This window comes from Candidatus Polarisedimenticolaceae bacterium (assembly GCA_036376135.1).
Classification (GTDB): Bacteria; Acidobacteriota; Polarisedimenticolia; order Polarisedimenticolales; family DASRJG01; genus DASVAW01.
The window spans coordinates 1-10,909 of the sequence record DASVAW010000162.1; the positions used below are offsets into that span (position 1 = coordinate 1).

The 10,909-nt window shown below is 70.5% G+C and carries 9 protein-coding genes; all 9 read right to left on the minus strand.

Features of this window, described 5'->3' with window-relative positions; all coding sequences use genetic code 11:
* The coding region (locus tag VF139_17420; protein ID HEX6853179.1) for a hypothetical protein at positions 1 to 1,167 on the minus strand (1,167 nt) is incomplete at its 3' end.
* A 104-nt stretch (positions 1,168 to 1,271) separates the two neighbouring features.
* Complete coding sequence (locus tag VF139_17425) at positions 1,272 to 2,615, minus strand: tetratricopeptide repeat protein (GenBank protein ID HEX6853180.1); 1,344 nt, start codon at positions 2,613 to 2,615, stop codon at positions 1,272 to 1,274.
* Between the two features lie 17 nt (positions 2,616 to 2,632).
* A complete protein-coding gene (locus VF139_17430) occupies positions 2,633 to 3,376 on the minus strand; it encodes an energy transducer TonB (protein HEX6853181.1) in 744 nt (247 codons plus the stop codon).
* Entirely contained in the window at positions 3,377 to 3,793 is a 417-nt protein-coding gene (locus tag VF139_17435; GenBank protein HEX6853182.1) for a biopolymer transporter ExbD, read from the minus strand.
* Positions 3,794 to 3,797: 4 nt separating this feature from the next.
* Positions 3,798 to 5,216 (minus strand): MotA/TolQ/ExbB proton channel family protein, encoded by a 1,419-nt coding sequence (locus tag VF139_17440; protein HEX6853183.1) that lies wholly within the window; start codon positions 5,214 to 5,216, stop codon positions 3,798 to 3,800.
* Between the two features lie 10 nt (positions 5,217 to 5,226).
* Entirely contained in the window at positions 5,227 to 5,991 is a 765-nt protein-coding gene (locus VF139_17445) for a DUF3450 family protein (protein ID HEX6853184.1), read from the minus strand.
* 85 nt (positions 5,992 to 6,076) lie between these two features.
* Positions 6,077 to 9,151 (minus strand): TonB-dependent receptor, encoded by a 3,075-nt coding sequence (locus tag VF139_17450; protein HEX6853185.1) that lies wholly within the window; start codon positions 9,149 to 9,151, stop codon positions 6,077 to 6,079.
* 74 nt (positions 9,152 to 9,225) lie between these two features.
* A complete protein-coding gene (locus VF139_17455; protein HEX6853186.1) occupies positions 9,226 to 10,368 on the minus strand; it encodes a hypothetical protein in 1,143 nt (380 codons plus the stop codon).
* Between the two features lie 70 nt (positions 10,369 to 10,438).
* Positions 10,439 to 10,909: hypothetical protein (locus tag VF139_17460; GenBank protein HEX6853187.1), on the minus strand; the 471-nt coding region annotated here is incomplete at its 5' end.

A 10,909-nucleotide genomic window follows, 5' to 3' on the forward strand; every position in this document is an offset into this window, starting at 1 on the left:
GAAACCCGGGAGCAGTCCGAAGTCCGGCGGCAGCACTCCGTTCCTGCGGCGAGCCGCCACCCACGACGCGAGTTTGGCCGCCTCGACCGGGTCGGGCTCCGCCGAACGGAAGCGCTCGGCGAGGCGCTCGGCGCGCGCGAAGTCGCCCGCGCGCACGGCGGCCGCGGCGATCGAGGGGCAGGTCGCGCGCTCGAGGCGGTGCGCGACCTCGGGAGCCGCGGCGATCGCGGCCTGCAGCACCGCCTCCGCCGCCGCGGGCTCGTCCGCTTCCACGTGGGCGACGATGCGCTGCACCGCCGCCGCCTGCAGGCGTTCGCGCGAGCTCGTGGACGGGCCTACAGCCGCGCACTCGCGCTCGGCGATCGCGAAGGCCTCGTCGAAGCGGCCGGACTCGTAGGAATCGGAGAAGGCGCGCGCGAAGCCGGCGCGAAGCGTCACCGAGCGCGCGGCGAGCCCCGGATGCAGCCTCGCGGCGCGCGCGAACGCCTCCGCGGCGCGGGTTCCCTCGCCCCTCTCGACGAGGGCCTCCCCGCGCACGTGCCAGACGAACGCCGCCGCGCGCTCGACGGGAACCGGCGGCTCGACGTCGCGGTACTGGTCGTAGAGGGCCCCGACCCCCTCCCGGGCGAGGTCCTCGGGCGTCGCGAGACGGTACGCCAGGAGGAACCCGGCGATCCGCCGCACGTCGCGGGTCACGTCCCAGCCGCGCGCGGAGGTCGCCTCCACGTCGATCGGCCGCGACCCCGCGTCGATCCTCACGAAGAGGTGGCGGGGCCCGGCGACCACCCCCGCGTCGAGGCCGTGCGACGACGCGAGCAGGGCCTCGAAGACCGAGGCCGAAACGCAGTTGAAGCGGCCGGTGTCGAGCAACACGTCGAGGCCGTAGGCCGACGGGTCGTACCGGCGGAGGACCCTGTCGTGGACGTAGCGATGGAGCACCCGGCCGCGCCGCTCGTCGTCCCGGGCGCGCTGCAAGCGGGGCGCGAGACCGGCCCGCAGCGCCTCGAATCGCTCCGCATGGGCCGCGCGACGCGCGGGGTCGTCGACGCCGGAGGCGACGAGGACCTCGTCCAGAGCGGCACGCCACGCCGGGGCGGGAGTGGCGGCGCGTGTCGGGGTGGCCGTCGCGAGCGTGACGGCGAGCAGGATAAGGGCGGTGCGCGGCATTCCGGGGAGGCTCCTCGGAGGTGGTGACGCGCCGCAATATGGGTCCCGGAAATCGTGGCGACAAGCGACCGATTCGCTCTCGGGATTACGGTTTCGAACGGTGTTCAGCGCGTCTGGCGCGCGAGGCGCTCCACCTGCTCGAGGTAACGCGCGATCTCGTCCCGCGGCTTGATCTCCTGCGCCCGCTTGAGCAGCGGAATCGCCTCCTGGTACTTCCCCTGCCCGGCGAGCAGCTGCGCGAGTCGCGTCTTCGCCTGCCCCTCGAACGCGTCGATCCCCGCGGCGCGCTCGTAGAGGAGTCTCGCCCGCTCGACGTCGCCGGCCTTCGCGGCGTGTTGCCCGAGGAGGATCAGCGCGTCGCCGTCGAGGGGATCGGCGGCGACGACCTCCTCGAGGACCCTCGCCGCCTCGTCGGAGCTTCCCTCCGCGACGGCGATCCTCGCCTGCAGCTTGAGCAGGCGGCGACGGTCCTCCTCGCCGAGGGAGGCGCCCAGCGTCGAGGCGATCTCCCGCGTGAGCGCCTTGCCTTGCTCGAGGGCGCCCCGCTGGGACAACGTCTCCGCGGAACGGAGCGCCGACGCGGCCGGCTGGCGCGGATCCGCCGCCACCGCGCGCCGGTAGGCGTCGGCGGCGAGGTCCCAGTTCGACTCGGCGCCGTAGAGGTCGCCGAGCGTGTAGAGCGTCTCGGGCGCGGCCTTCCCCAGCCGGTAGACGACCTCGAGGTTCTCCGCCGCCTTCGCACGATCCCCGAGCCCCAGCCACGCGCTGGCCTGCAGCTGCCACAGCTCGGCGCGGTCGGGCCGGCCGGCGATCATCGTGTCGAGAAGCGCCGACGCCTCGCCGTACTTCCTCTGTTTGAATGCGGAGCGCGCGAGGCCCAGGCGCCAGTCCTGGTTGCCGGGCTGGAAGAGGATCGCCTGGCGATACGCCGTCTCCGCGGCCACGAAGTCGCCCGCTCCGGAGAGGCAGGTCGCGAGCAGGCCGTAGCTGAGGCCGTCCACGTTTCCGAGCTCGATCGCGCGGGTCAGGTGCTTTGCCGCCTCCTCGAAGCGTCCCTGGCGGAATCGGACGAGGCCGAGTGCGCGCTCCGCACGCCGGAACGGGGGGAACTTGCCGATCGCCGCCTCGTAGCGCCGGCCGGCCTCGTCGAGGTCGCCGGCCTCGAAGGCGAGGTTCCCGAGGGTGAGATCGACGAGCGCGCTCGGGGCCTCCGTCGCGGCCTTCTCGAGCTGGAGCCTGGCCTCCTCGCGGTTCGTCGCCATGAGGGGCTGGACCTTCTCGAACACCAGACGATCCGAGCCCGTGGGCTTCGGCTCCACGTCGGGGAGGATCGCGTAGGTCCCGGTGAACTGCTGCTTGAAGGTGGGGTCGTTCCAGAGATCCGCCGGGACGTCGGCGGGGGACGCGACCAGGAGCGCGACGATCATCGGGAACGACACCATGGACATGACGGTCCTCGACCCGCTCAGCTCTCGGCGCTGAAGCGGATGGGAATGCGCATCCGTACGGCGACACGCTTGCCGGCGCGCGTGGCGGGCTCGAACCTCCACTGGCGCACCGCCTCGATGGCGGGACGCTCGAAGCCCGGGTCGGTCGCGCGCTCGACCTTCGGATCGACCACCTTCCCGCCGTCGTCGACGACGAACAGGACGTAGACGACCCCTTCGACCTTCCTCTTGCGCAGCTCGACGGGGTAGACCGGGGACGCCTGCGCGAGCGGCCGGGGGCGCTGGTCGAGTTCGGCCATCGAGAAGATCTCCTCGACCGCACGCTCGGCCTCCGCCCCGGCCCCCGGGGCCCCCGTGCCTCCGATGCGCCCCCCGGAGGCGAGCGAAGCGGACTCCGCGAAGTCGCCCGCTTCGCCCCCCGCGCTCCCGGACAACATCCCCTCGAGGGCGTCGAGGCTGAGCGCCTCGAGCGCCGGGGCGGCGTCGGTTACGGATGCCGCGGGATCGGGCGCCGCTTCCGGCGGCCGGTTCACCTCGGCCTCCATCGGCTCCTCGGCGGCCTCCTCGGCCTGCTCCGGGGCGGGCTCCTGCTGCTCCGCGTCCTTCTTTTCCTCGTCCCGGGCTTCCTCGGAAATGAGGTCGACCTCGCGGACGACCTTGGCGTCTTCCGCCTCGTGTCTGGGGAAGAGCAGACCTCCGAAAAGCAGGATGAACCCGTGCACCACGATCGCCGCGAAGAGGCCGAGGATCCAGGCACGCATCTACTTCGCGTCCGTGGAGATCCCGACCTTGGTGATGCCGATCTTCCTCGTCTCGTCGAGGACCGCCACGACGGCCTTGAAGTCCGCGCCGGCGTCGCCGTTGATGACGATCTTGGGGTCCTTGTTGGTCGCCTTGAGCGTCTGCAGCTTGAACGGCAGCTGGGCGATCGAGACCTTTTCCTTGTTGTAGAAGACGTCGCCGTTCTTGGTCACGCTCAGCGTGACGGCCTTGTCCTGCTGCGAGGGGTCCACGAGCTGGCTCGCCGCGGCGGCGGCCGGGAGCGCCACCTGCAGCCCCTGGTTCTTGGTCATCGACAACGAGACCAGCACGAACGTCGCCAGCAGGAAGAAGATGATGTCGATCAGCGGGATGATCTCGATGCGGGCCTTCTTGCCGCCACCGCCGCCCCCGTGCATCCCGTCACCTCGCCGGCGCCGCAACGGACGCCTCGAGGCCCGGCATCGCCGTGACCATCGGGCCCGTCGGGGGCACCTTGCCCTCGAGCACCGCCTGGTGGACGAGGAGCTCCAGCTGCGTCGAGTTCGCCTCGAGCTCGCCGGTGGCGAGCTCGATCTGCTTGTTGAGGTAGTTGTAGGGGACCAGCGCCACGATCGCGATCCCCAGGCCGAACGCGGTCGCGATCAGCGCCTCCGCGATGCCGCCGGTGATCGCCGTCGGAGCGCTGAGCTCGCCGCCGATGAGCGAGAACGACGCCATCATCCCGGTGACGGTTCCCAGCAGGCCGAGAAGGGGCGCGATCGTGATCGCGGTGTCGAGGATCGCGAGCCCCCGACTGAAGCGCTTGATCTCCTGCGCGCGCGCGTAGAGCAGCGCGCTCGGGAGCGAGGTCTCGCGATGGCCGAGAGCGTAGGACATCGTGCGGGTGACGAAGTCCCTCGACGTCTCGCCGATCCCGATCGCGCGGTCGACGTCCCCCGCCTCCACGGCCGCGAACAGGGCCTGGCGGGACTTGGGGTCGCGCTTGCGGAACTCCCCGATGATGAAGAACGTCCTCTCGATCACGGCGCCCAGGGCGAGGATCGACACGACGAGCAGCGGCCACATGATGGGGCCGCCCTTCTTGAAGATGTGCACGATGCTGCCGCGCTTGACGAGCTCCTCCAGGGCGGAGCCGCGCGTGGGATCGAGCGGAAGCAGCCCCGTGCCGTCGCGGACCACCGCGAGCAGGCCCGGAGCCAGGGCCGCGGCCAGCGGGCGGACCGCAGGGTGAGGCGACCCGGTCTGCGGCAGGGCGAGCCCCGCGGTCTTTCCGTCCGAGGTCGCGAACAGCGCGATCGGCCCGACGAGCGCGAAGTGGCCCGCGGCGAGCACCCCGTCGGGGTCGACCGCCGAGCCCGCGAAGCGGGTGCCGCCGAAGGCATCGGATGCGCGATCGATCGACTGCCGCACGACCGCGAGCTGGCGGTCGAAGCGGGCCTCCTCGTCCAGCTCCTTGTTCTCGAGGGCCTCCATGGCGCTCACGATCGTTTCGCCGTAACGCTGGGCCTCGCCGACGGCGAGCTTGGTCTCGAAGTTCCGCGTGAACTCGTCGAGGAGGCTCAGGACGTAGTCGACCTCCTCCTTCCGGAGCTTCGCCTCGCCCTCGGTCTTCCCCAGCTCGAGGCCGGAGCTGTCGATGGAGCGGAGCGCGTCGTCGTACTCGCGGCGGAGGGTCGCGAGCCGCTGCTCCGCCTCCGCCAACTCGCGGGTCAGGGGCAGCTTCTCGGCGGCGATCGACTCCCGCAGCGCGGAGAGCTCGGCGAGCGACTTTCGGAGATCCTGGTCGGCCGACGGAGCCGCGGCCATCGCGGCGGTCACGACAAGTGCGCAGAGCGGCATCTCGGGCTCCTTACTGAACCTGGACCGGGAGGGGGATGAACGCCGGCTTCCCCCTGGCCTGGAGGACGTCGATCACCTGAAGGATGTTCCCGGCGAGCTCGTTGGCGGGCTGCCAGTCCCAGCCCTCGGCGCCCGGACGGCCGACCCCGGCCTCGCCCCGCGCGCTGACGTAGTAGGCCTGCCCGAGGCCGACGTACACCGTGCGCACCTCCGAGGGCTTCCCATCCGACAGCGCGCGGACCTCGGTCGCGACGGTGATCTCGGAATTCGACTTGTGGACCTCGTTCAGGATCCCGAGGACGTTCTGGAAGCGCTCGGCCACAGAGGCCTTGGCGGACTTGCCGGGCTCGGGCATGCGCCGGTAGAGCGGATCGATCCGCTCGAGGACGAACGGCGGCAACCCCCCATGGAGCGCGCGGACCCGAGCCTCGAGCCCCTCCACCTCCGAGGCCAGGCGAAGCGACAGGTCGTCGACCCGCGAGGTTTCGCTCCGGATTTCCGCCTGCTTCCCGCGCGTCTGGGAGGCCGCCGCCCGCGCGTCGGCGAGCTTCTTTTCGAGGTCCGCGATCTCCTTCCGGGCGAGCTCGATCCGCGACTCGAGGACTTCGCGGCCCTGCTCCCAGTCGCTTCGCTCCTGGAAGATGAGCTTGCGGGTTTCCCCCCACTTCGCCAGGGACTCCCGGGTCTCGGAGATCGCCGCCGCCGGCGGCGCGTCCCCGGCCAGTGCCGCACCGGCGCAGAAGAGGATCGCGATCAGAGGAGAACGGATCTTCATGGGTTGGACTCCCGCGGGTACGAAGTCGATCGTGTCGCGGCGGCGTTACCGGTCCGTAAACGAACGGTCACGATGCTGAAGCGAATCACCGGCTCCAGGAGACCGACAGGCCGATCGTGCGATTCGACTGCCGGAGGGTCTTCACGGCCGTCTCCCCGGAGGGCCGCCGGTAGAAGGTGATCGCGTCGTCCTCGAGGCCGTTGCGGATGCGAAGGCCCAGCGAAACGCCGCGCTTGAGCTTCTGGGAGACCGTCAGGACGAGGTCCTTGTCGGTCCCCTCGAGGACGTCGGCGATGCCGTCCGTGTCGCCGCGCGCTGCGCCGGTCAGCAGGATCTCGCCGACGCGGTTGTAGAAGAGCCCCACCGACGTGCCGCTCTTCTCGTTGTCGTAGGTCAGGTTCACGTTGAGGACGGAATCGGGCTGGCCGAGAAGGCGGCGCTCCGGAACGTCCAGGTCGAACGCCGCGAGTGACGCCTGCTCGTCCGCCGGGACCTCGACGGTCGAGTCCAGGTTCGTGTAGTTCGCCCCGAGGTTGAAGCCCTTGAGCTTCTCCCAGAGTACGTCGAGGCCCGTGCGAGCCTCCAGTTCGAACCCCTTCACCTCGCCGCGTTCGTAGTTGACCGGCTGGATGTAGCTGTTGCTCGCCACGGCGAAGCTGATGTACTCGATCGGGTTCTTCAGCGTCTTGTAGAACACGCTGGCCGCCAGGACGTCGCCGGGGCGGCGGAACCACTCCCACCGAAGGTCCCAGTTCGTGATGTCGGAGATCCGGAGCTCGTTGTTCCCGATGAACTGGTCGCCCGCGAGGAACTCGGCGGTCGCCACCGGCGCCAGCTCGCGGAACGTCGGCCGTGCGATCGTCGAGGACCAGGAGAACCTCAGGTGCATCGCCTGTCGGATCTCCCACGACGCGCCGAGCGCCGGAAGGACGTGCGACTCGTCGATACGAGCCGCGGCGACGGGGCCCGGCACGAAGGCAAGGCCGCGGTTGTCGCCGTTCTTCACGATCACGAAGAGGCGGTTTTGCGGGTCGAACGGGGCGCTCGGGAGGATGTCGATGCGGGTTTTCTCCCAGCGGGCCCCCGCGTTCAGCCTCCATTTCGCGCTGAGCGGGATCTCCGCCATCGCGTACATCGCGGCGATGGTCTGGTCTCCGGTGTAGAAGACGTCGGTCCCCAGCGGCTCGGCGTACCAGAGCGTCTGGTTCGAGATCGTGGCGAGGTTGTCCGCGATGCCGATGCGCTCCGGTGCGAGGAAGACGTCGCTCCAGAGCTGGTCCAGGCCGCACGCCCCCGTGGCGCAGTCCTCCGAGACGATGAAGCCGGGGCTCCCGATCCGGTTGTTGAACTGCCAGGCCGCGAGGTCGGACGCCGTCCGGGGCCGGAGCTGCTGTGCGAAGAAGCGATACGTGAACGACCGCTGCTGGTAGTCGCGCGCGCCCTTCTCGAAGTAGAGGCCCGCCTTGAAGCGCCCCTCGGTGTCCGACCACTGGGTGAACGGCATGGTGAGGTCCGAGGCGAGCTGGTTGTTCCGCTCCTTGATGTCGCGGAAGACCCGGAGGAACAACTCGGACTCCGTCGTTCCGCCGATTCTCGAGGCGACGCCGGCGACGGGGTCGAAGGTATTCCGGAAGAAGCGCACATCCGGCTCGAACTGGCGCGTGAAGTTCGGGGACAGGCGCCAGTCCAGCTTCAGGTCGGAGAACTTCATGCCCCAGAAGGTCCCCTCCGCGGCGTCGGGGAACGTGTGGTTACCCTCGAACTGGGGCGAGACGAGGGTCCGCTCGACGTACTGCAGCGACTGGTTCTGCTCGAGCAACTCGCCCTGCTGGACCTGGTAGCGCGCCTCGTCCTCGGCGCCCTGATTCGCGATGAGACGTGCCGTGTAGCGGTGGTTCGCCGAGGGCTCCAGGACCGACGTCGCGAGGAGTCCCATGAGAACCTCTTCGTTTCCGCGGGAGTCGACCCGGTTGCGCGAGACGGTGAACCCCTGCGACGGGTCCGAGATGCCCGCCGAGTTGTTCACCCCGTCCTCGTACATGTCCTGCTTGCGCGAGTAGGTGAACGCCGCCAGCCAGCCGAACCGTCCCTGCTCGCTCGTGTCGTGGCGGCTCCCGCCGAGCAGCGACAGCCCGAAGCCGGGGCCGGCCTCGTTGCGCGACACGCCGAGGACCGGCTCGAAGGAATTCGTGAACGCATCGATGGTCGCCGCGGCCTCGTTCTCCGCGGGTGTGGGCGTGGACGACCCGGGGCCGCTCGTGATCCTGGGCCGCGGCGGTTGTGGGGGACGCGTGTTCTTGACCAGGGCCGGCAGATCCCGGCTGTCCCCCGAGATCCCGACGGCACCGACGCCGCCGTTCTCGTAGGTCAGGTAACGGTCGTTGCCGGTCGCGAAGGTGTTGTATTCCCCGGAGATCGAGACCTTGAACAGCCGCTCTTCGGGGATGGACTTCGTGCGGATGTCGATCCCGCCCCCCGTGAAGTCTCCCTGGAGGTCGGGGGTGAAGGTCTTCGTGACCGTGACGCTTTCCACGGTTCCCGTGGGGAACAGATCGACCTGGACGGCCCGCCGGCGAGGGTCGGGGCTCGGGACGCGGATCCCGTTGAGCGTCGTTCCGGTGTAGCGATCGGACAGGCCGCGGACGGTGGCGTATTTTCCGCCGACGACCGTGGCCCCGGTGACGAGCTTCAGGGCGCCTGCGGCGTCGCTGACCCCGGCCTTGCCGATCAACTCGGCGGAGATCGAGTCCTGGAGGGCGACGGATTCCGCCCGGATCTCGAGTAGCCCGGCCTCGCTGTCCGCGAGGAGATCCTCCCCGCTGACGAGGAGCTCCTCCATCTCGTAGACCTCGGCGACGAGCTCGACACGGACGTCGGCGAGCCTGCCGGCCAGGACCGAGACGGCCGGGAGAATGAGCCGCTCGTACCCGTCCTTGGTGACCGCGACCGGGTAGCTCCCCGGGGGGACGCGCTCGATCAGGAAGGCGCCCTCGGGACCGCTAACGGCGGAGAACGGGGTCCCGACGAGCAACACCCGCGCGCCTTCGACCGGCGTTCCGAAGTCCCGGTCCAGGACGACGCCGCGCACGGATCCCGGCGATTGGGCGATTCCCGCGGAGACGGCGGCGAGACACGTGACGAGGGCCAGGAGCATGCGCATGGGAGTGCGCAGTCTTTCCGCCACGGTTGTCACGCGTGGAAACGCGGGGTGACGATCGGGTGACGGGCCGTCGACTACCAGGGAGCCTTGAGACCGGACAGCCCCCTCTCGAAACGCCCGCGGACCGGGGTGCTCATCGGCAGGTCGAATCGCGCGAGCACCCGCCCGATCTCGATGAAGGCGAGCGCGCGGGGCCGGGCGTTGACGAGCCCCTCGGCGGTCGAGAGCGCGGCGTCGAGGGTCGCCTGCGCCGACGCGGAGTCCCCCGCCACGTGGTAGGCGGCGGCGACGTTGGCGAGGACCGCCGGGCGATCCACGAGGTACGCCGACGAACCGATGCGCGACGCGTCGGCCAGGATCTCGAGGGCCGATCCGCGGTCGCCGAGCCGCGCGCGCGAACGCGCCTCTCCCGCGAGGAAGGGAGCCTTGAGGAGGGTCGCATCGGAGAGCGACGACACCTGCGCGTGGAACTCCGCGAGGACGGAGACGGCAGGCTCGCGAAGCCCCGCTTCGCGGTATCCCTCGGCGAGCGCCTCCATCGCGTCGAGCCTGGAGATCTGCTCGGGGATCCTGGAGACGGCCGCGAGCGCGGCGTCGAGGGTCTGCGACCGCTGCGCCGGGGTAAGCGACGGATGCCTCGCCAGGTCGAGATAGGCCTGCACCATCGGCCAGCTCACCTCGATCGCCGTCTCCTGGGAGGCCTTCGTCAGCTGCGCCATCGCGGGATCGAACTCCCCCTTCGCCGCGTGGGCGGTGGCGCGAAGGACCGCCGTGAGCCCGCGGTACTGCAGCGCGTCGTCCTGCTCCAGACGGCCGGTCGTGACGGCGGGTGCGTCCATTCCGTCGACGAGCGCGCGGGCCTGCGCGACGTGGGACTCGATCCTCGGACCCTGCCAACCTTCCACGCCGGACGCGACCTCTTCCGCCTTCGCGAGGAGCGCACGGGCTTCCGGCAGTCGGTTCCTCTTGGCGAGCATCTTGGCGATCTCGGCGTACGCGACGCCCCGCCGCCATCCCTCGACTCCGTCGGCCCGTCGGATCGCCTCGTCGAGGTGCCCGAGCATCGCGATGTCGAGGACGACCGCCTCCTGCGCGCGCTCGCGGTCCTTCGCATCGCCGGCGAGACCGTCCGCGAAGCGCCCCGCCCAGATGAGGGCATCGGGAACCGTGGCCGGCGTGGCGGAGAGGACGACGGCGAGCATGGCGGAGCCGATCATGGAATCTCCTCTCGAACGAAGAAAGAACCCCGGGGCCGGCCGACGCCGACCCCGGGGTAAGGAGGCGGGACTAAGGGCAGCCGGCGCCCGTGCGCTCGACGCCGCCCGAGCGGAACCCGAGCGAGCCCGTGCCGCACGAGTTCTGGGCGCGAACGAGGTAGTAGAAGACCTGCCCCGAGGTGGGAGTCGTGGCGTCCACCACGGAGGCGTTGGCGTCGTTGCTCAGCACGCAGGTCGCCGCGGAGAAGTCCGAGGCGCTCGTGCTGCGGAGCACGTCGTAGACGTAGCCGAACAGCGTCGGGAACGCGTTCCAGTCGAGGCGGGACTTCGTGTCCAGACGCAGCCCGGCGACCTCGTCGGGGGTCTGCGAGATGCCGGCCACGGGATCACACGAACCCGTGTAGCCCAGGCGCGAGTGGATCGTCCAGCCCGCGGCCCAGTTGCGGCCGGGAGCGAAGGCGCCCTTATAGGGGGCGTACTCGAAGAAGCCGCCCACGGGCACGGCCTTCCGGTCGGTCGTCACGAGAGGCCCGCCCGACGC

Excerpts from the sequence above, each read along its gene's own strand:
- VF139_17445 (HEX6853184.1), bottom strand. The coding sequence starts at position 5,991 with ATGAAGATCCGTTCTCCTCTGATCGCGATCCTCTTCTGCGCCGGTGCG.
- VF139_17430 (HEX6853181.1), bottom strand. The coding sequence starts at position 3,376 with ATGCGTGCCTGGATCCTCGGCCTCTTCGCGGCGATCGTGGTGCACGGG.
- VF139_17425 (HEX6853180.1), bottom strand. The coding sequence starts at position 2,615 with ATGTCCATGGTGTCGTTCCCGATGATCGTCGCGCTCCTGGTCGCGTCC.
- VF139_17455 (HEX6853186.1), bottom strand. The coding sequence starts at position 10,368 with ATGATCGGCTCCGCCATGCTCGCCGTCGTCCTCTCCGCCACGCCGGCC.
- VF139_17440 (HEX6853183.1), bottom strand. The coding sequence starts at position 5,216 with ATGCCGCTCTGCGCACTTGTCGTGACCGCCGCGATGGCCGCGGCTCCG.
- VF139_17435 (HEX6853182.1), bottom strand. The coding sequence starts at position 3,793 with ATGCACGGGGGCGGCGGTGGCGGCAAGAAGGCCCGCATCGAGATCATC.
- VF139_17450 (HEX6853185.1), bottom strand. The coding sequence starts at position 9,151 with ATGCGCATGCTCCTGGCCCTCGTCACGTGTCTCGCCGCCGTCTCCGCG.